Here is a 20,610-nt window from a genome sequence, read left to right on the forward strand (position 1 = left end):
GGTCGGCTTACTCGGCCGCCTCCGCAACAGGAAGAACCGAGACGAAGGTGCGGCCCTTGAGGCCCTTCTTGAACTCGATAGTGCCTTCGGCGACAGCAAAGAGGGTGTGGTCTTTGCCCATCATGACGTTATCGCCGGCCCAGACTTTGGTGCCGCGCTGACGCACGATGATATTGCCCGGGAGAGCCGCCTGACCGCCATAGAGTTTGACGCCAAGACGACGACCTGCGGAGTCGCGACCGTTACGGGACGAACCGCCTGCTTTCTTGTGTGCCATGGGTGGTTACTCCCCTGATTACTTGGTTTCGTGAGCCGCACGACGTGCGACGGCGGTGCCAACAGCTTCTTTCACCGAAGCATCTGCGCCCGAGGCGACGATGTCGGTGACGCGCAGCAGCGTGAGCTTCTGGCGGTGACCACGGGTACGCTGCGACGAGTGCTTACGACGGCGCTTGTGGTAGGTGATGACTTTGTCGGCTTTGATCGAGTCGATGACTTCGGCTTGCACGGCAGCACCTTCAACGAAGGGCGCGCCAACGACAAGCTTATCGCCGCCAACCATCAGAATTTCATTGAACTGGACTTTATCGCCAGCTTCAGCAGCAATCAGTTCCACGCGGAGCACGTCGCCCGCTTGAACCTTGTATTGCTTGCCGCCAGTCTTGAGGACCGCAAACATCGCGTCTTCCTTTTTGCTTCCGCGTCCTTTGGCCCCTGACGGTGTTGTGGTCCCTCATGGGACCGCCTTCGGACAGCGCGCCCTTTTCAGGGCGGTGACAATGATAAACCCGGCAGACAGAATCATGCCGGGTTGGCGCTGTATGCGTGATCACAGAACAAAAGTCAATCTCCAGATGTCCCGCTCACAAGATCGCCCGACTGGCGCGCGGCTGGAACCGCACGGCAACGGCAAATCCCCGCTCGACGGGCACCTGCTCATACTGCCCTGCCGCCTGCGCTGCCGAGGCCTCCATGATCTGCAATCCCAACCCTTTGCGCGTCACACCGCCTTCGGGAAGACCGATTCCGTCATCGGAAAGCTCCAGACAGGCCTCGTCGGGCGCGATCTGGCGCAGCCCCACACGGATATTGCCACGTCGCCCGTCGGGATAGCCATGTTTGATCGAATTGGCGACGAATTCGTTCACCAGCGTCCCGATAGCGGCAGATTGCTCGGCCACGACGGCCAGATCGCAGGCCTCGCACAGGATACTGACCCGATCCGGCGTCTGCCCCTCGAGATAGCGCGCTACATCCGTCAGATAGCCTCCCAGATTGACCGCAGAACCGCTATCGGAACGATAGAGCTGTTCGTGCAGCATGGCCACGGTCTGGATGCGCCGCTGAATGGCCTGCAAGGCCTCGCGCCCCTCATCGGAAGCCACATTGCGCGCCTTGATCGAGGCCAGCGCCGCCAGCGATTGCAAGGAGTTCTTTACGCGGTGATCCACCTCGCCGCGCAACTCGCGCGCCAGACGCAGGGTCCGGCGCAGCTCCAGCCGCGCCATGACCTGATGCGCCATCACCCGCAGGGTCTGACGTTGCAGATCGGTCAGAACACGCGGGCGGTGATCCAGCGCGCACAGGCTGCCAATCGCAAAACCCTCCTTGGTCACCAGCGGCATCCCCGCATAGAAACGCAGATCGGGGTCCTGCGTGCACAGGCGATTGTCGCGCGTGCGCGGATCAAGCAGGGTATCGCCGATTTCCAGAATATCGTCCTGCAAGACCGTATAGGCACATATGGCGACATCGCGCGGCGTCTCGTCCACATCCAGACCTCGGCGCGCCTTGAACCACTGCCGCTCTTCCGCCACCAGCGAAATCAGCACGATCGGCACGTCACAGACCGCGCGCACGAAATCGACGACCTCATCGAATTCCGCTTCGAATTCGGTATCGACAATATCGTAAGACCGGAGGGCCTGAAGGCGGTCGGCTTCGCAGGGATGCAGCGGGGCTTGCATAGGGATCTCGTTCACACAATCCGGAACATGCGCAAGCGCAGGTCCCTCAGAAATTTCAACGTTTTGTGAAATCTAGAAGCGCCTCCGCCGCAAGGCAAGCAGGGAGTAAGCCTCCCCGCTTCACTTTTTATCCCTGCGCCTTTTCTTCCAGCTCCAGCCACTCTTCTTCAGCCTCCGACAGCGCCTGCTGCCGCTCGACCAAAGCCTCCGTGGCTTTCTGGAACTTCACCGGTTCCTTGGCGAAGAGATCGGGGACCGATAGAAACTCTTCCAGCTTGGCAATCTCGGCCTCCAGCCGCTCGATCACCGCAGGTAGCGCCTCAAGCCGATGCTTTTCCGTAAAGCTCAGCTTTGTCTCGGTTTTGGCCGCGACAACCGGCGAAGCCGCAGGCCGGACCGCCTCCCCCGCGGGCTTGATCACAGGCCGGTCCTCGGGTTCGGTCAAGGACCGCTGATGGCGGTAATCGCTCCAGCCACCGGCATAGACCACAGCCCGCCCGTTGCCTTCCATCGCAATGGTGGTCGAGGCCACACGGTCGATAAAGTCCCGATCGTGGCTGACCAGCAAAACGGTGCCATCATAGTCGCCCAGGATATCCTGCAGAAGATCCAGCGTCTCGACATCCAGATCGTTGGTCGGCTCGTCCAGCACCAAAAGGTTTGACGGCTTGGCCATGATCCGCGCCAACAAAAGCCGCGCCCGCTCGCCGCCCGACAGCGACTTGATCGGCGCCCGCGCCTGTGCCTCATCAAAAAGGAAATCCTTCAGATAGGCCACAACATGCTTGGGCGTGCCGCGCACCATCACCTGATCCGAGGCCCCGCGCACCGCCATATCGGGGTCATTCACCAACCCCTCCCATAGCGTCTGCTCGGGATCAAGCGCCGCACGGGTCTGGTCGAAAATCGCAACCTCCAGATTGGTGCCAAGGGTCACGGTCCCCGCATCCGGCTCCATCTGCCCCATCAACATCTTCAGAAGCGTGGTCTTACCCACACCATTGGGGCCCACAAACGCAATCCGGTCACCGCGCAGCACCCGCAGATCGAAATCCCGCACGATGGTCTTGCCGCCGAACTCCTTGCACAGCCCCTTCGCCTCGATCACCCGCTTGCCCGACGCCTTGCCCGTTTCGATCTCCATCGCGGCCACGCCCTGACGCTTGATCTGGTTTGATCGTTCCGCGCGCATATCCTGAAGCGCCCGCAACCGCCCCTGATTGCGCTTGCGCCGCGCGGAAATGCCCTCCACGGCCCATTTCGCCTCGACCTTGATCTTCTTGTCCAGCTTGGCCCGCGCCTCGTCCTCGGCGGCCCAAACCTCCTCGCGCCATTCCTCGAAATGCTCGAAGCCGCGCTCAAGACGGCGCACCTTCCCACGGTCAATCCACAAAGTGGCCCGCGTCAAAGCCTTCAAAAACGCCCGGTCGTGCGAAATCACCACAAAGGCCGCCTTCGTCGCCTTCAGCTCGGCCTCAAGCCAGCCAATCGCCTCGATGTCCAGATGGTTGGTCGGCTCGTCGAGCAGCATCAACTCCGGCGCCTCCGCCAGAAGCTTGGCCAAAGCCGCACGCCGCCGCTCGCCGCCTGATGCCGTCTCGGGCGAGGCCTCCATATTCAGCTTCAACCCCTCGGCCACCATCTCGACCTTATAGCCCTCAGAAGGATCCAGCCCCGAAGCGGCATACTCCCCCAACGTCGCAAAACCCGACAGATCAGGCTCCTGCTCCATATAGCCCACCGAAATGCCGGGCGGAATCACCACCTCGCCATGATCGGCCTCCACCAGCTTCGCCATCACCTTCATCAAGGTGGATTTGCCGGTGCCGTTGCGGCCCACCAAGGCCACACGGTCGCCCTGCTGGACAACAAGATCGAGACCGTCGAACACGGGATCGCCGCCATGGGACAGCGAAATATCGGAAAGCTGTAAAATAGGTGCACGTGCCATGACGCGCAGCTAATCACGCCCAGCCCAAAGGTCAATCACCCTTCACACAGGCCCCCGCTTCCAGCTGCCCGAAATATCCCGGGGTGAATTGGGGCAACGCCCCAAGAGGGGCAGCGCCCCTACCCCGCCACCAGACGCAAGGCCCGCCGCCGTGCCGCCGGAATGCGGCCGATTTCAAGCCCCGTGAACACATGCAACGTTCCCAGATCCGGATCCACCACCGCATGATCGGAAACCCAGCCCCCCATTGCCAGATAGCTGCGCAGCAAGGGCGGCATCCGCAATATCGCTTGTTTCGGGTTCCCCTGCGACCCCATCAACGCACGCGCATAGCGCACCACATCAGGCGCCTTGACCCGTGGCAACCAGCGCTCCGGCCCCAGATGGCGTTGCGACAAAAGCGTGAAACTATCCGCATAATCGCGCCAGTCCGTGCCCCTGAAGGACGAGCAGCCAAACAACATTTCCACCCCTGCCTCATCGACAAAACGCGTCATCGCCCCCCATGCCACCCGCAGGATATCCGCGTCGTGATAGGCAGGATGGATACAGAACCGCCCCATCTCCACCATCGGTGCGGGATAATCCGCCAGCGCCTCCAGCGCATAGAACTGCGCTGCATAGCTGCGCCCGATCTCCTCCCCCGAGGCCAGCGGTAGCAGGCGGAAACAGCAGACCAGCCGCCCGCTCCCACATTCTTCCACCATCACATGCTGACACTGCGCGTCAAACGCATCGCGGTCCACACAGCCCTCGCCACGGAAACACAGTCCCCGAATCACCTGCACCGCCTCAAGATCCTGCACCGTCTGGGCAAAGCGAGCCACATATCGACCCCGTATCAACGAAAAACTCATCTGTCGCCTCCGGCCCTATGGTCCACTCTCACGACCCGCCCGACTTCCATGACCTGCCCGACGGCCCACCCGACAGCCCGCCCGACAGCCCGCCTGCCGAAAGACTATGCGCAGTTCATGAAAAAAAGAAGTCAGCGCCCGCTCCCGCCTGCCCGACACCGTGCCTGCGCATGAATTTTCGGCAGCTTTCCTGCGGCAAACGGGCGGCCAATGAAAAACGCGCCGCAAGACGGCGCGTTCGATCTTGGCATGCATATGGCCCAGACGGGCGGCCCCCCGTTAATTGTCGGGGCTGCTCGACCCCAGAAGTGTGCCGGCGTCCATACGCCCCACCGAGCCCAACAACTGGCGGATCAGACCGATGCCCTTCACATTGGCCTCGGTCACGCGATGGGTCAGCGGCACCACATGGCCATCCTTGAGGGTATAGCGCTCGACCCCCGACACCACGCCAGCCTTGTTGAAGCTGACAGCCAGAACCTGACGGTCGATCTCATGCGAGGCCCCCCAGCCCACACGTTTCCAGCGCGAGCCGACGTAATACCAGTCCGAGCCTTCCAGAACGCCCGAAGAGCTGGGTCGCCCGATCAGCCGGTCAAGATCGTCTTTGGTGGTTTTTCCGACCTGAACTTGCGACAGGTCTTCTTCCGTCGGCACATAGCCATGATTGCGATAGATAGGCGAACAAGCGCCAAGCCCGATCACTGCGCAAAGGGCAACCCCCTGCATCAGGCGGCGCGGTGCGAAACCAATGCTCACTGTATCCCCCTTGCCTCGCGGCCACTGGCCTTTTATCCCGATTACAATACCTGCACACGGCCCTCAAGACCGGAACCGGTAGGTTCTGGCCCGCTTGGTGCCGGATATTGCCGGAAAAAACAACCCGCCATCGCGGCGGCCCCCCTCTTCGCCCGCATCTTGCGGGCACTGACACAGCCAAAGGCCCGCCCGGCCCCTGCCGGACAGCCCCAGACAGAAGGACACGCGTCATGACAGACGGCACCCCCCTTGAAATGCCCTGGTCCCACCCCGTCGCGGTGAAAGACCTCAACGGACGCAAGCCTCTGCGCTTCGACATCTCGCCCGAACCCGCCCTGCGCAAGGAGATCGCCCAATGGGCCGATATCGTCTCGGTGGAGGCGCTGAGCTTCAAAGGCGAACTGACGCCCGCCGGCAAACATGACTTCGTTCTCAACGGCAAGCTCCACGCACGCATCACGCAATCTTGCGTCATCACGCTGGAGCCGGTCGCGGGAGAGGTGAAAGAATCGGTCAGCCGTCGCTTCCTGCGCGACTGGGTGGAACCTACCGCCGAAGAATCGGAGATCCCCGAGGATGACAGCGCCGAGGCCCTGCCCGCGGTGATCGACCTTGCCCATGTGGCGCTCGAAGCCTTCGAACTCGGCCTGCCGCTCTATCCGCGCAAGGACGGCGCAGAGCTGGGCGAGACGGTCATCACCAAACCCGGTGAAACGCCGCTGCGCGATGAGGACCTCAAACCTTTCGCCAATCTGAAGGCTTTGATGGACAAGAAGGACGGAAACGCGTAAGCGGGCGGGGAACGCACGAATCCCGGCCCTTCCAAAAGGCCAGATCCCTTGGGGACCCTCCGTCTTGGAAGGCATCTCGTACGATCAATTTGCCCCGTATCGGGCAGGCCGGACCTTGCCGCGAAAAATCTAGGCCCAAGCCCCAAGAAAGGGCTTGCACCTTTGGAAAATCGCAGTATGTTCCCGGCCTCATTCGAGTTTTGGGTTCACACCAGAGTCGCCGCAAGCGTCTATCGGGTGAAACACCAGGAAAATCACGGCTTTACGGCCACCAACGCGGGCGATGCGCCCCCTAACATCCGAGGTTGAGACATGGCTGTCCCTCAGAATAAAGTCACGCGCTCCCGCCGCAACATGCGCCGCGCGCATGACGCACTTGTTGCTGCAAATCCGGCTGAATGCCCGAACTGCGGCGAACTGAAGCGCCCGCACCACGTTTGTGGCGCTTGCGGCCACTACGACGACCGCGAAGTCGTCGCAGCTGCTGACGAAGTCGATCTGGACGACGACGCGGCATAAGCCGCGTTGCCCGACGACACAGCTATCGGCATGCTTAATCGGCAAGACCAATCGCTGGACGCAGGGCAGGATACGACTGCTGTGACGCAGGGTCGCGATGCGACCGCAGCGCCGGAGCAATCCGGCGCTATCGTCATTTCTGTCGATGCGATGGGGGGCGATCATGGCCCTTCCGTCGTGGTCGACGGGGTTGCGCGCGCGTCCAAGAAGTCTCCTGAACTGCGCTTCCTGCTCAACGGCCCCGAAGCGGAGCTTAAAAGCCTCGTCGATGCACGTGGTCTGGGCAAGGTTGTCACCATTCGCCACGCCAGTGATGTGGTGCGGATGGAGGACAAGCCCTCTCAGGTCATGCGCAATGGCAAGGACAGCTCCATGTGGGCCTCCGTCGATGCCGTGCGCGAGAAATCGGCGCAGGTGGCGGTGAGCTGCGGCAATACCGGCGCGCTGATGGCGCTGTCGATGCTGCGCCTGCGCAAGCTGCCGGGCGTGAACCGCCCCGCCATTGCCAGCTTCTGGCCCTCGCAGAATTCTGCGGGCTGGTGCGTCATGCTGGATATGGGCGCCGATATCAAAGCCGATGCGCCCGACCTGCTGACTTATGCGCTGATGGGCAGTTCCTATTGCCGCAATGCACTCAATATCGAGCGCCCGCGTGTGGGGCTGCTGAATGTCGGCACCGAAGAACATAAGGGCCGCGCCGAGCTGAAAGAAGCTTACGGCCTGTGCCGTGATGCGCAGGAGCGCGGTGATTTCGAATTTGTCGGCTTCGTCGAGGGTAGTGACCTGTCCTCCAACAAAGCTGACGTCATTGTGACTGACGGATTTACCGGCAATATCGCCCTGAAAACCGGCGAAGGCACGGCCAAACTGGCCGGTCGCCTGCTGAAAGAGGCGCTGACCTCTTCGGTTCTGTCGAAGCTGGGGGCGATGCTGGCGATGAAGTCGCTCAAACGCCTGTCTGAAAAGATCGATCCGCGCCGCGCCAATGGCGGGGTATTCCTTGGCCTGAACGGCACGGTCGTGAAATCGCATGGCTCTGCCGATGCGCTCGGGGTTGCCGCAGCGATTGATCTGGCGGCCCGTCTTGCGGCGTCCGGTTTTGCCGAAAGGCTCGCGGCGCGGGTTGCAAGTGACATGCCCATTGGGCAGGATGCCGCGCAAGGCGACGCTGCCAATTCTAACAACGAGTAATCGAATGACTATCAGAGCTGTGGTCCGTGGTGTCGGGCATTACCTGCCCGAGCGCATTGTCGAAAATGCCGAATTCGAGACCAAGCTTGAAACGTCGGATGAATGGATCCGCTCGCGCACCGGCATCGAGCGGCGCCATTTCGCCGCCGAAGGCGAGACCACCTCGCAACTGGCAATCAAGGCCGCCGAAGCCGCATTGAAACATGCGGGCATGAGCGTCGAGGATATCGACGCGATTGTCGTGGCGACCTCCACCCCCGATTTCACCTTCCCCTCCGTGGCGACAATGGTGCAGGCGGGGCTCGGCTCGACCCGCGGTTTTGCCTATGACGTGCAGGCGGTCTGTGCGGGTTTCATCTTCGCGCTGACCAATGCCAACGGGCTGATCGTCTCGGGTCAGGCAGAGCGCGTGCTGGTAATCGGGGCCGAGACCTTCTCGCGCATTATGGACTGGGAAGACCGCTCGACCTGCGTGCTGTTCGGGGATGGTGCGGGCGCGCTGATTCTGGAAGCGGCCGAAGGCACCGGCACGGTCAATGACCGTGGCATTCTGGCCTCGGATCTGCATTCGGATGGGCGCTATCGCGAGCTTCTTTATGTCGATGGTGGCGTGTCCAGCACCGGCACCACCGGCCATCTGCGGATGCAGGGCAATCAGGTCTTCCGCCATGCGGTCACCAAACTTGCCCAGACCGCGCATACGGCCTTGGACAAGCTTGGCCTGTCGGGCAATGATGTGGACTGGATCGTGCCGCATCAGGCCAATCTGCGCATCATTTCCGCTACGGCGGAAAAAATGGGCGTTCCGATGGAGCGCGTGGTCGTCACCGTGCAAGATCATGGCAACACCTCGGCTGCCTCCATCCCGCTGGCCCTGTCGGTCGGTGCCTCCGAGGGCAAGCTGAAGACCGGCGAGATCGTCGTGGTCGAGGCGATTGGCGGTGGTCTGGCATGGGGTTCGGTGGTTCTGCGCTGGTAAGCCGCGCCCAAAATCCGGCAAAACCCGACATTATCTCCGGGGAAAGACCGGCCAAGGCACTGGCGATATTGACTTTGCTGACCGACAGCCCCATCCTTGAGTGAAAATTCTTCTCAGGGGGCGATATGTCCAAAACACTGACCCGTATGGATCTAAGCGAGGCTGTCTTCCGCGAAGTCGGCCTGTCGCGCAATGAATCGGCCCAACTGGTCGAGGATGTGCTACAACATATCTCCGACGCGCTTGTCGCAGGCGAGACGGTAAAGATCTCGTCCTTCGGCACATTCTCCATCCGCGACAAAGCCTCGCGCATGGGTCGCAATCCCAAGACTGGCGAAGAGGTTCCGATCAGCCCGCGTCGGGTGCTGAGCTTCCGCCCCTCCCATCTGATGAAAGACCGTGTGGCCGACGGCAACTCGAACTGATCCAATCAGGTGACCTGCACCCCCGAATGGGGTGCCTTTAGACAAGCCCGGCCCCAGCAGCGTCCGGGAAAGGAATTGACGAGTCATGGCAAAAGCTGCCGATGCCTTCCGGACGATCTCTGAAACTTCCGAGATCGTTGGCGTCCCATCGCATGTCCTGCGGTTTTGGGAGGGGAAATTCCCACAGGTCAAGCCAACCAAGCGGGCTGGCAACCGCCGCTATTACCGCCCCGATGATATCGCGCTTTTGTCAGGTATCCGCCAGCTTCTGCACGAAGACGGGCTGACCATACGTGGCGTGCAGAAAGTGCTCAAGGAGCAGGGCGTGCGCCATGTCTGCGATCTCGGGCGGCTCCATCTTCCGCCGGACGACGCCCCAGACGCGCCCTTTGCGCAGCCTGCGCCCCCCCTTTCCGACATGCCGCGCGCGGCGCCCCCCCTGCCTTCAGATGCACCCTTGCCGTGGGATGAAAGCGCCGTGCACGGGACGCAGCCGCTTTCTGCCCCCGAGGCTCCGCCCACCACGCATCCGCCTCTGGCAGCCCCCGCATGGAGCCTGCCGGACGCGATGACGGACCCGGACTTCGCGGTGCCCGCACATACGGTTTCTGTCGAGAAGACCGCAGAGCCGGATCACGACGCGCCGTCCACACCGGAGCCGCAGGCAGAAGAGGCTCCGGACGCCCCCATATCTCCCCCCGAGACGGAGGTTATCGCGTCCGACCTCAACGCGGCTACAGACACTCCCCGCCAGACGGAGCCGCAAGCGGCGTCCGAAGGCGCGCTGCAGCCGCATGACTTTCTGCCCGAGCTGGAACCGGCAGAGGGCGAAGAGGTCATGGACACGCTTCCCGACGCCCCTGCCCAGCCCGCGCACGCCGCCTCGCTCGTCCCCGAGCCAGAGGTGCCGGACGGGCCAAGCTTTGCCGATGTCTGGGAACAGACACCGCTTTTCGCCGACGAGACCGACGCGGATGACGATGACGACATCTCGGCTCTGATCGAGGACGAAGAAGACATCTCTTCCCCCGCGGTTCTTCCCGAGGCGATGGAAACTGCCCCCTCGGAACCGGAGGGGGAGGCCGAGGATCACGACGCACCGGAACAGGCAGCCCCCGAACTGGCAGAACCGGAGCTGGCAGAACCGGAGCTGGTAGAGCCGCAAATCGCACAGCCCCCCGCCCCCCCGCGGCCCAGTGCCGAGCAAAGCGCCGCAGCCCTTGCCACGGTCACCCTGCCCCAAAGCGATGGTGCCGGGGTCACAGCTTTGCCGCCCACGCGAATCTCGGTGCTGGTGGCCCGTATCTCGACCATCAAGCCCGACCGGATGACCCGCACAGAGCAGGTTGCCCTGTCGCGGGCGGTCGATAAACTGCATGCATTGCGGCGTGAATTGTCGCGCGAAATCCGGCCCTGAAGGGTTTTTCGCCGTTTTCGGGAAAGCAGATGAAAAAAGACGAAAAAATCTTCGATTTCGGTCTTGCGCCCCGCGCCGCTTTCCCTCTATATGCGCCTCATGTCGGGCCATGGCGCAGCCTGGTTAGCGCGTCCGTCTGGGGGACGGAAGGCCGTGAGTTCGAATCTCGCTGGCCCGACCACCGAAACACCCACCCTTCGGGGTGGGTGTTCGCTTATCCGGATCTGCCGAACGGGCCCACCCCCTGCCCGAGCATGACGATGGAGAGCCGCCCATGACCCTTGGTGTTTTGTCCGATACCGCCATCGAGGCGATGATCTCCAAGCAGGAAATCCGTGCCGCAACGCCGGTGATCCCCGAACAGATCCAGCCCGCCAGCCTTGACCTGCGACTGGGCCATGTCGCCTATCGCGTGCGCGCCTCTTTCCTTGCGGGGCGCGGCACCTGCGTGACCGACAAGCTGGCGGATTTCGAGATGCACCGGATGGACCTGTCCAACGGAGCGGTCCTTGAAAAGGGCTGCGTCTATCTGGTGCCCTTGATGGAATCGCTCAGCCTGCCCGAAGGCATCAGCGCGGTGGCCAATGCGAAATCCTCGACCGGACGGCTGGACCTGCTGACCCGCGTCATCACCGATCATGGCACCGAATTCGACCGTATCCCCGATGGCTATCAGGGGCCTCTTTTTGCCGAAATCTGCCCGCGCAGTTTTTCGGTGCTGGTACGGCCCGGAATGCGGCTCAACCAGATCCGCTTCTCGGGCGGTCAGGCGGCGCTTTCGGATGACGAGCTGCGCGCGCTGCATATGGTCGAGCCACTGGTCAGCGGTCAGGCGGTCATCGACCACGGCCTGGGCTTCTCGGTCGATCTGCGTCCCGAGACGGGCGATCTGGTAGGCTACCGCGCCAAGCCCCATACCGGCGTCATCGATCTGGACCGGATCGGGGCCTATAATCCGACCGAGTTCTGGGAAGAGCTACACACCAGCGAAGGCCGTATCATCCTCGACCCCGGTGCGTTCTACATCCTCGTCTCGCGCGAATCTGTGACGATTCCTCCCGATTTTGCTGCCGAGATGGCGCCCTATCTGGCGATGGTGGGCGAGTTCCGTGTGCATTACGCGGGCTTCTTCGACCCGGGGTTCGGACATGGGGCGGCAGGGGGCATCGGCTCGCGCGGGGTGCTGGAAGTCCGTTGCCACGAGGCCCCCTTTGTTCTGGAACACGGGCAGATCGTGGGCCGTCTGGTCTATGAACATATGGCCGAGCGCCCCAAACGCCTTTACGGCGCGGATCTGAAATCGAACTACCAAGGCCAAGGGCTGAAGCTCGCCAAGCATTTCAAGTCATAAGTCCGGCCCGTGGCCTAAGCACGCACGCCCCAGAAGACGCGTTTCATATCGCGTGTGCCGCGTTCTTTGCCCCACGCGGCGCGCCTCTGGCGACCCCGCTTGTAACGACGCAGCCCGCTTGTAACGACGCAGGATGTGCCACACCGGATATGACACACAGAGGGTGCCGCCCTTAGCGGTGCCCCCTAGCGGTGAAACATCCTAAAACCTGCGGCCCAGCTTGGTCATGCGTGCCAAACGGCGTGCATTTCCGGCCATTTTGCGCAGTTGTTGCTGTTTCCTGCGCTCTTCGGGGGTCAACGGCGTATCGTCGTTGCGGCCCTTGCGCGACGCCCTTTCGATGCCTTTGTTGATCCCGTAGTTTATGCCACGCCGCAAAAGCTGGTTGAAGATCATCCGCAGGATCTGCTGCATCGCTCTGGCTCCTATTCCTCGAACATCTCGCTTTGTCCGGCCTGTCCGGTGGCGATATCTTCCTCGTCATCCTCGACCTCCTCGCCCGGCATCCGTCTGCTATCAAGCAATCCGGCGCTGCGAAGTTCCGCAAGAGCGGGCAGATCACGGGCGGATTCGAGGCTGAAATGGTCAAGGAAGCTTTGCGTCACCACAAATGTCACCGGACGGCCCGGCGTCATCCGCCGTCGCCCGAAACGGATCCAGTCGAGCTCCAGCAGCAGATCAAGGGTCCCGCGCGAGACAGCCACCCCCCTGATCTCCTCGATTTCGGCGCGGGTGACCGGCTGGTGATAGGCGATAATCGCCAGGGTCTCGGTAGCGGCCCGCGAGAGTTTGCGCTGCTCCACCGTTTCCTTGTGCAGCAGGAAGGACATATCGGGGGCGGTGCGCATCGCCCAGCCTTCCCCCACCCGCACGACCTGCACGCCACGCCCCTCATAACGGGCGCGCACGTTTTCCAGCGCCTCGCGCGGGTCGGACCCTACGGGCATGCGCGATTGCATCTCGCGCGTGGTGATCGGCTCGGGGGTGGCAAACAGCATCGCCTCCACCATGCGCTCCTGTGCCTCCATCGCGGGGGCGGAAAACAGCTGCGGCTCGCGCTCTTCGGCGGAAACGGTTTCTACAGGATCACTCATGATGTTTTCCGGATAGAGATGGGGGAAAAGGTTTCGGATTGCCGCAGCTCGACCACGCCCTGTTTGGCAAGTTCCAGCGACGCCGCAAAGGTGGCCGCCGTGGCCGAGCGCCTGCGCGCAGGGTCCACCCGCCAGCTTTCGGGCAGGTAGCTTGACAGATCCATCCACTCGCCCGCATAGCCCAGCAGGTCGCGGAGCTGTTCAAGCGCCTGTTCCATCGTAAAGATATTGCGCCGGTCAAAGGCATAGGGGCGGAATTCGTCGCGGGTGCGCACGCGCGAATAGGCGCGCATCAGATCCATCAGCGTGGCGGAATAGGTGATCTTTTTCACCCGCACCACCTCTTCGGAAATCCCGCGGGCAAAGACGTCCCGGCCCAGTTGGTCACGCGCCATCAACTGCGCTGCGGCATCGCGCATCGCTTCCAGCCGTTCCAGCTGGAAGGCCAGATGCGCGGCCATATCCTCGGCAGAGGGGCCCTCGGCATCGGGTTCGGGCGGCAGCAAAAGGCGCGATTTCAGATAGGCCAGCCACGCCGCCATCACCAGATAATCGGCGGCCAGTTCGATCCGTAACGCGCGTGCATGGTCGACAAAAGCCAGATATTGCTCGGCCAGCGCCAGCACGGAGATCTTGCGCAGATCCACTTTCTGGCTGCGGGACAATGTCAGCAACAGATCAAGCGGGCCTTCGAACCCGTTGACATCAATGATCAGCGCCTCGGCAGCCAGACGGTCAGCCACGCGGCCATCTTGCGATTTCGGACGATCGGCCATCAGACCTCGCTTGCCTGCAATACGCCTTCCAGTTCCCGTTCAAGGGCTGCGATATCGGCAGGCTCGGGCGGCCCCCGCCGCGCAAGCGCCGCTGCCGCCCGTGCAGAGGCGGCTTCGGACATTGCCCCCGCCCCGAGAACGGCGTCTTCCATCTCGGCCATATCCCCGTTGCAATGCAGCGCCACATCACAGCCTGCCGCCATCGTGGCCTCGGCCCGCTGGCGGATGCCGCCCGACAGCGCCTGCATCGACAGGTCATCCGACATCAGCAGCCCGTCAAAGCCGATCACCTGCCGGATCAGGTCCACCATCACCGGCGACTGGGTCGCGGGCGCATCATCGAAGGCGGCAAAACGGATATGGGCGGTCATCGCCATCGGCATATCGCGCAGCGGCTGGAAAGCGGCGAAATCATGGGTCAGCAGATCCTCGGCGCAGGCCTCGACCAGCGGCAGATCCTTGTGACTGTCCGCCATTGCCCGACCATGCCCCGGAATATGCTTGATAATCGGCAACACGCCCCCCGCCAGAAACCCCAAAGCGGTCGCGCGGGCATTGCGGGCCACGGTTGCGGCATCCTCGCCCAGACAGCGGTTGCGCAGGAAAGGATGGGTCTGCGGCCCCGCAATATCGCAGCAGGGCGCGCAATTCGCATCAATCCCCACGGCGCGCAATTCATCGGCCATGATCCGCGCCCGCAGCCAGAAGCCGCGCTCGGGGTCGGGCCGCTGCGCCTGTTCCAGAGGCGGCAGCCATTCGCGCCAATGCGGGGCACGCAGACGTTGCACCCGCCCGCCCTCCTGGTCGATCAGCACCGGCGCGTCCCGCCCCACGGCCTCGCGCAGATCCGCCGTCAGACGGCGCAGCTGTTCGGGTGTGTCGATATTGCGCGCGAACAGGATAAATCCCCAAGGCTGGACGGCGCGGAAAAAAGCGCGCTCCCGCGCGGTCAGGGTCAGCCCCGACAGACCGAGAATCGTTGCCGAGCTCATCAGCGCACCGTCGCCGGAATGCAGGATGCCCCCTCGGCCACAAGGGCCGCACAGAACTGACGGGCCTGTGCCAGATCCTCGAAGCCCTGCACACGCAGGCGGTAGAAAGTACGCCCCCCCGCCGTCGCTTCCTGTATCACACGTTTCTTGCCATCCATTAGGGGCCCGAATTTGGTCACCACGCGGTCCCAGTCCTTCCGCGCCTCATCGGCACTTTGATAGGTGTTCAACTGCACAAGACGCGTCCCCGCCGGCAGGCTCGCCGCATCGATTTCCACCGGCCCCTCGCTTTCGCTGGGGGTCGAGGCATCGGCCCCGCCACCAAACGAAGCTGCCACCGCCTCCGCCACCAGATCACGCGCAGGGCGCAACATCGGACGCGGCGAGCGGATCACGCCCGGAATCGTCTGGGAAATCGCCTCTGGCGAAGGCGGTGCCACCGCACCATCGTCGCCCGTTCCATCGGCATCATCGACGACCAAAGCGTTACTGTCGGAATTGGTCAGGCTATCGGCAGTGGCCTCGTCCACCGCCCCCGGGGCGGCAAGCGATTGAGTCGCGCCCTGCATCTCGGGGGTGGGCCGGGCATTGCTATCGGGCACCGGCACCACAATGGTCTCGGGCGTCTCGTCGGTTTCCATCGGCGCGGTCGCGGCATCAATGGGCTTGAGGTCGGACATCGCCTTGTCATCATCGCTCAGACCGGCCTCGGCGGGGGCCAATGTCACCCGTTCGGGGGCAGGCGCGGCCACGCCGGTTCCCGCCACACCATTGACCGAAAGCCCCACATGTTCGGCCAGTTCGCCACCCGGATCTTCGGGGGCCACGCGCGACGGACCCTCCATCGCCTTGATGACCGGCACGCCCTGAATATCGCGCATCGCCAGCTTGTAGCCCCAGACGACGACGCCCAGAATCAGCGCGACAGATGTTGCCGCCCCCGCCAGATTGACCCAGCGCTGGAACGGATTGGGGCGTAAGGCGGGTTCGTCATCGTCAAAGACCTCCGCCCCGTAACGCGGATCAAACCCGCCTGCGGTCGAGGGATGAGGCTGATTGGCGTAATTCGGGGTAAAGCCCCGTGCGGAACCGGCCACCACCGATGCGCCGGAGGCAACAGCCGCTGCGGCAGGGGCTTCTGGCGTGTAGGCCGGTGCGGGTTCGGCCCATGCCTCGGGATCTTCTTCCGCGATGAAATCGTGATCGTCAGGCTGGCGGTGCGGGCGATAGGCCCCGAATTCCAGTGCCTCGTCCTCCACGTCATAATCACCGCGCGGCACAAAGGCCTGACTGGGCATGAAAAAGCTCGACTCGCCCGAAGGGTCGGAGGAATCGCGCCGCTTCTTGCCAACCGAAGGCGCAAGATAGCTGGACGAGCGCCGCCGTGGGCGCCCCCCCTCATTGCCGGATGCCTCCTCTTCAAAGGACGCATCCTCCCCTTCGAAGGGTCTGTGAAAGACTGCCATTATCCGCCTCGCCGCCGGTTTCCCGGTCCACTACCTTCTATTCCGGCGGCGTGCGCTTTAGCGCATCTCTTCAGCCGGAGTGACGCCAAGGATACCAAGTCCGGCAGAAATCACAACCGCCGTGGCGCGTGCCAATGCGATTCGTGCAGCGGTTGCGGCCTCGTCCCCCTCCTGGAAGAAACGCAGCTCGGGCTTGTCATTGCCACGGTTCCACAGGCTGTGCAGATCGGAGGCCAGCTCGTAGAGGAAGAAGGCCACGCGGTGCGGCTCATTGGCACGCGCCGCGATTTCCACCAGACGCGGCCATTCCGCGATCTTGCGCGCCAGCACTTGCTGGGCGGCATCGTCCAGCATGATATCCACCTCGGCCAGCTTGGCATCATTGAGATCCCAACCGGCATCACGCGCCTTACGCAGCACCGAGCACACCCGTGCATGGGCATATTGCACGTAGAACACGGGGTTGTCTTTCGACTGCTCCAGCACCTTGTCGAAGTCGAAATCAAGGGCTGCGTCATTCTTGCGGGTCAGCATATGGAAGCGGGTCACATCGGCACCCGCCTGCTCGACCACATCGCGCAGGGTGACAAAGGTGCCCGCACGTTTGGACATCTTGAAGGGCTCGCCGTTCTTGAACAGCTTCACCAGCTGGATCAGCTTGATATCAAGGGGCACGCGGCGGTCGGACAAGGCCGCCACAGCCGCTTTCATCCGCTTGACATAGCCGCCATGATCAGCGCCGAAGACGTCGATCAGCATGTCATAGCCACGCTCGACCTTGGTCCAGTGATAGGCGATATCGGGGGCGAAATAGGTCCAGCTGCCATCGGATTTCTTCACCGGACGGTCAACATCATCCCCGAATAGGGTCGATTTGAACAGCGTCTGCTCGCGCTCTTCCCAATCCTCGGGCAGCTTGCCTTTCGGCGGCTCCAGCACGCCTTCATAGATCAGGCCCAGATCTTCCAGACGCTTCAACGCGCCTTCAATCTGCCCCGTGCCATAAAGCGATTTTTCCGAATAGAAGACATCCATCTTCACACCCAGCGACGCCAGATCGCCGCGGATCATCTCCATCATCGCTTCGGTCGCGAATTCGCGGATATCCTCAAGCCAGTATTGCTCGCCTTTATCCAGCAGGCTGTCGCCGTATTTGTCCTTCAGCGCCTGACCCACGGGGATCAGGTAATCACCGGGATACAGCCCCTCGCGGATCTCGGGTTCCTGACCGCAGGCCTCGCGGTAACGCTCATAGGCGGAACGCGCTAGAACATCGACCTGAGCGCCGCCATCATTGATGTAATATTCGCGCGTCACATCATAGCCTGCGAAATCCAGCAGGCTGCAAAGCGCATCGCCGAAGATCGCGCCACGGGTATGGCCCACATGCATCGGGCCGGTCGGATTGGCCGAAACATATTCGACATTGACCTTCAGACCTTTGCCCAGATCGGCACGCCCGAAATCGGCACCGGCTTTCAACGCCGCACGCGCCACATCGCCCCAGACAGACGCCTCAAGACGCAGGTTCAAAAAGCCCGGACCCGCCACTTCGGCAGAACTCACACGCGGCTCGTCGCGCAGCTTGGCCGCCAGCGCCTCGGCCAGATCGCGGGGCTTGGCGCCTGCGGGCTTGGCCAGCACCATCGCGGCATTGGTCGCCATATCGCCATGCAGCGGATCACGCGGCGGCTCGACAGTGACATTGCTCAGGTCCAGCCCCTCGGGGAGCGTGCCTTCCTTCGACATCTCGTTCAGCGCGTTGATCACGACCGCGCGGATATTGGCAAACAGGTTCATCTGGGTCTTCCTCTGGTTGCCTCTCCACTGCCAGAGGCGGGGCATAAGGTCAACTGCTGCGGCTGGGCCGCGCGGCTTTTGCGGCGATCTTTAGGCCGTCACAGCCCTCAGGGCAACGGTGCCACCGGTCCGGGCGGGGCATCGGGCCGGTCGCCCCCCTCGGGTACAGACTGGCGCGCGGGGTCCTCCGATCCCGCATCGGGCGATCCGGCATCAGGCGATCCTGCATCGGGCGGCAGAAGCGCCAGAATGCGCATCCCCGCATCGGCTTTCATCTCCTCGCCATTATCGACAAACCCGATCTCGCCGCGCGGCGAAATCCGCAGGATGGGCACCGCCATCGGACGCCGTTCGCGCCATTGCGCCAGCGTGAACTCCTCGGTCAGGCGGGTCACACGGAAGCTCCAGCCCTCGCGCTCCATATCGCGGAAGGTTTCAAAACTGCGCCCGCCGCCAAAGGGCTGCCCGCCCAGTTGCGTGGGCAGCGCATGACGGCGCTGGTCTTCTTTCTGCCGCGCCACCTGCCAGACATGGGCGCGGCCAAGCTCGGCGCCAAGGTCGGTGCAGACCAGCGTGTTATAGGCATCGTTATCGGTGACCGCCAGAACGTTGGAATAGGCCAGACGTTCAATCGTGTCTTCCGCCGCCTCGCCCAGAATATCGCCATAGAAGGTCTTCAGCCCCGCCGCACGGGCACGGATCAGATGCTGGTGGTTCGGGTCGGCAATCAGCACCGGCACATCGGCTTTTTGCAACGCCTCACCCAGACGGGTGGAAAACCGCGAGCCGCCCACGATCAGCACCCCCGGTTTATCGGTGTCCGCAAGCCCCAGAAACCGCGCCAGCGGGGCCAGCGTAAAGCCATGCAGCACCACCGTGACCGTCACCAGCAGGAAAGCCAGAGGCGCGATCAGGGCCCCATCCTCCACTCCTGCATCGGCCAAGCGCTGGCCAAACAGCCCCGCCACCGCCACCAGAACCACCCCGCGCGGACCGGTCAGCGCGATGAACAGCCGCTCTTTCCACGCGATTGTCGTCCCCATGAGCGACAGAAGCACCGTGGCTGGACGCGCAATCCCCACAACCGCGATGATAAAGCCCGCCGCGCGCCAGTCGAGCATCGCCAGCTGTGACAGGTCCAGACTGGCCGCCAGCAGGATGAACACCCCCGACACCAGCAGCACGGTGGCATGTTCCTTGAAACGGCGCAGCTCTGTATAGGCGGGCAGATCGGCATTGCCGATCACCAGCCCCATCGCCGTCACCGCCAGAAGCCCGCTTTCATGCAAGATGGTATCGGCCAGCGCGAAGGTCATCAGCAACCCCACAAACAGCACCGGCACCTTCATGAATTCGGGCACCCTCCCGCCCTGAAACGCCCAGACCGTCGCGCGCCCCGCCGCAAGCCCCAGCACCAGAGCGAACAGAATGCCGAAACCGGTCTCCAGCGCGGCTTTCGACAATGCCAGATCGGCATGGAACACCAGCACCACGCCATAGGCCAGCACCGCCGCCAGCGCCCCGATCGGGTCGTTCACGATGGCTTCCCATTGCAGAAGCTGCGCCGGTCGCCGCGCCAGCCGTGCCGAGCGTAAGAGCGGCGCGATCACCGTGGGGCCCGTCACGATCATGATGCCCCCAAACACGGCTGCACTTTCCCATGACAGATCCGCCGCCAAGCGCAGCGCTAGCGTCGACATCAGCCAGCCCAGAGGCGCGCCGATCAGCACCAGCCGCATCACCCCCGCACGGGCATCGCCCAGCCGGTGCAGATCCAGCGACATGCCCCCCTCGAAGAGGATCACCGCCACCGCAAGACTGATCAGCGGGCCGGTCAGGTCTCCGAAATCGCGCATCGGGTCCACCAGACCTGTCACCGGCCCGACCAGAACCCCTGCAATCAGCATGAACACGATGGCGGGCAGGCGCAGACGCCACGCCAGCCATTGCGCCCCCACTCCAACGATCCCCACAAGGGCGAAGGCCATGACAGGCCCCAGACCGGCGGCCTGATGCGCTGCCTGCGTTGCGATCTCTTGCGCCATTCCTAGGCCCTTTACAAACTGAAGCATCCTGAACCGAAGAACCGGCACAGCTGACAGAACCGCCGCGCCCTGTCAAAGCCGTAAACCCCGCCCCGCGCCCTGTTCCCGACATTTGAACCCGCCCCGCCAAAGGTCAATATCGGCCCCGATCCGCGCGGCAAGAAAGCCGTTTCGGGGCTGTCGCGCCGCCCGTTTGCGGTAAAATGCGGGCATTTGCCATGCCAAACCCC

General features: G+C 63.0%; 20 protein-coding genes and 1 tRNA gene. 8 read left to right on the forward strand and 13 right to left on the reverse strand.

Features of this window, described 5'->3' with window-relative positions:
• Positions 1–7 precede the first annotated feature (7 nt).
• The 6 genes from rpmA to RPE78_RS01095 all read right to left on the reverse strand — a co-directional run bounded on the left by rpmA (position 8) and on the right by RPE78_RS01095 (position 5,534).
• Complete coding sequence (gene rpmA / locus RPE78_RS01070) at positions 8–277, reverse strand: 50S ribosomal protein L27 (RefSeq protein WP_339107676.1); 270 nt, start codon at positions 275–277, stop codon at positions 8–10.
• Between the two features lie 18 nt (positions 278–295).
• Entirely contained in the window at positions 296–679 is a 384-nt protein-coding gene (gene rplU, locus RPE78_RS01075) for a 50S ribosomal protein L21 (protein WP_406720996.1), read from the reverse strand.
• A 184-nt stretch (positions 680–863) separates the two neighbouring features.
• Entirely contained in the window at positions 864–1,967 is a 1,104-nt protein-coding gene (locus RPE78_RS01080) for a histidine kinase dimerization/phosphoacceptor domain -containing protein (RefSeq protein WP_339107678.1), read from the reverse strand.
• Positions 1,968–2,094: 127 nt separating this feature from the next.
• Positions 2,095–3,918: an ATP-binding cassette domain-containing protein gene (locus RPE78_RS01085; protein WP_406720997.1), complete on the reverse strand. Its 1,824-nt coding sequence runs from the start codon at positions 3,916–3,918 to the stop codon at positions 2,095–2,097.
• Between the two features lie 119 nt (positions 3,919–4,037).
• Positions 4,038–4,775 (reverse strand): GNAT family N-acetyltransferase, encoded by a 738-nt coding sequence (locus RPE78_RS01090; RefSeq protein ID WP_406720998.1) that lies wholly within the window; start codon positions 4,773–4,775, stop codon positions 4,038–4,040.
• 279 nt (positions 4,776–5,054) lie between these two features.
• Positions 5,055–5,534, reverse strand: coding sequence for an outer membrane protein assembly factor BamE (locus RPE78_RS01095; RefSeq protein ID WP_339107681.1), 480 nt, complete (start codon positions 5,532–5,534; stop codon positions 5,055–5,057).
• A gap of 230 nt (positions 5,535–5,764) precedes the next feature.
• Here RPE78_RS01095 and RPE78_RS01100 point away from each other — a divergent pair, with 230 nt between their 5' ends.
• The 8 genes from RPE78_RS01100 to RPE78_RS01135 all read left to right on the forward strand — a co-directional run bounded on the left by RPE78_RS01100 (position 5,765) and on the right by RPE78_RS01135 (position 12,207).
• On the forward strand, positions 5,765–6,325 hold the full coding sequence (locus RPE78_RS01100; protein ID WP_339107682.1) for a DUF177 domain-containing protein: 561 nt from the start codon (positions 5,765–5,767) through the stop codon (positions 6,323–6,325).
• Positions 6,326–6,637: 312 nt separating this feature from the next.
• Positions 6,638–6,844: a 50S ribosomal protein L32 gene (gene rpmF / locus RPE78_RS01105; protein WP_339107683.1), complete on the forward strand. Its 207-nt coding sequence runs from the start codon at positions 6,638–6,640 to the stop codon at positions 6,842–6,844.
• Between the two features lie 150 nt (positions 6,845–6,994).
• Entirely contained in the window at positions 6,995–8,035 is a 1,041-nt protein-coding gene (plsX, locus tag RPE78_RS01110; protein ID WP_406721675.1) for a phosphate acyltransferase PlsX, read from the forward strand.
• 4 nt (positions 8,036–8,039) lie between these two features.
• Entirely contained in the window at positions 8,040–9,014 is a 975-nt protein-coding gene (locus RPE78_RS01115; protein WP_339107685.1) for a beta-ketoacyl-ACP synthase III, read from the forward strand.
• A 125-nt stretch (positions 9,015–9,139) separates the two neighbouring features.
• Positions 9,140–9,439 (forward strand): integration host factor subunit alpha, encoded by a 300-nt coding sequence (ihfA, locus tag RPE78_RS01120; protein ID WP_339107686.1) that lies wholly within the window; start codon positions 9,140–9,142, stop codon positions 9,437–9,439.
• Between the two features lie 85 nt (positions 9,440–9,524).
• Positions 9,525–10,856, forward strand: a complete 1,332-nt coding sequence (locus RPE78_RS01125; RefSeq protein ID WP_406720999.1) for a MerR family transcriptional regulator — start codon at positions 9,525–9,527, stop codon at positions 10,854–10,856.
• 103 nt (positions 10,857–10,959) lie between these two features.
• A tRNA-Pro gene (locus tag RPE78_RS01130) sits at positions 10,960–11,037 on the forward strand.
• 93 nt (positions 11,038–11,130) lie between these two features.
• On the forward strand, positions 11,131–12,207 hold the full coding sequence (locus RPE78_RS01135; protein WP_339107688.1) for a 2'-deoxycytidine 5'-triphosphate deaminase: 1,077 nt from the start codon (positions 11,131–11,133) through the stop codon (positions 12,205–12,207).
• 201 nt (positions 12,208–12,408) lie between these two features.
• Here the strand turns inward: RPE78_RS01135 and RPE78_RS01140 are convergent, their stop codons facing one another.
• The 7 genes from RPE78_RS01140 to RPE78_RS01170 form a co-directional block, all read right to left on the reverse strand.
• Entirely contained in the window at positions 12,409–12,621 is a 213-nt protein-coding gene (locus tag RPE78_RS01140) for a hypothetical protein (protein WP_339107689.1), read from the reverse strand.
• Positions 12,622–12,632: 11 nt separating this feature from the next.
• Positions 12,633–13,301: an SMC-Scp complex subunit ScpB gene (gene scpB, locus RPE78_RS01145; RefSeq protein ID WP_339107690.1), complete on the reverse strand. Its 669-nt coding sequence runs from the start codon at positions 13,299–13,301 to the stop codon at positions 12,633–12,635.
• A complete protein-coding gene (locus RPE78_RS01150) occupies positions 13,298–14,077 on the reverse strand; it encodes a ScpA family protein (RefSeq protein ID WP_339107691.1) in 780 nt (259 codons plus the stop codon). The genes scpB and RPE78_RS01150 overlap by 4 nt, the downstream gene beginning before the upstream one ends.
• Positions 14,077–15,069: a glycoside hydrolase family 3 protein gene (locus RPE78_RS01155; protein WP_339107692.1), complete on the reverse strand. Its 993-nt coding sequence runs from the start codon at positions 15,067–15,069 to the stop codon at positions 14,077–14,079. The genes RPE78_RS01150 and RPE78_RS01155 overlap by 1 nt, the downstream gene beginning before the upstream one ends.
• On the reverse strand, positions 15,069–16,535 hold the full coding sequence (locus RPE78_RS01160) for an SPOR domain-containing protein (protein WP_406721000.1): 1,467 nt from the start codon (positions 16,533–16,535) through the stop codon (positions 15,069–15,071). Before RPE78_RS01160 ends, RPE78_RS01155 begins: the two co-directional genes overlap by 1 nt.
• Positions 16,536–16,592: 57 nt before the next feature.
• Positions 16,593–18,335 (reverse strand): arginine--tRNA ligase, encoded by a 1,743-nt coding sequence (gene argS, locus RPE78_RS01165; protein ID WP_406721001.1) that lies wholly within the window; start codon positions 18,333–18,335, stop codon positions 16,593–16,595.
• Between the two features lie 107 nt (positions 18,336–18,442).
• Entirely contained in the window at positions 18,443–20,380 is a 1,938-nt protein-coding gene (locus RPE78_RS01170) for a cation:proton antiporter (RefSeq protein WP_406721002.1), read from the reverse strand.
• Positions 20,381–20,610 lie beyond the last annotated feature (230 nt).

Origin of the sequence: Thioclava litoralis, from assembly GCF_045278885.1 — a bacterium.
Lineage (GTDB): Bacteria > Pseudomonadota > Alphaproteobacteria > Rhodobacterales > Rhodobacteraceae > Thioclava > Thioclava litoralis.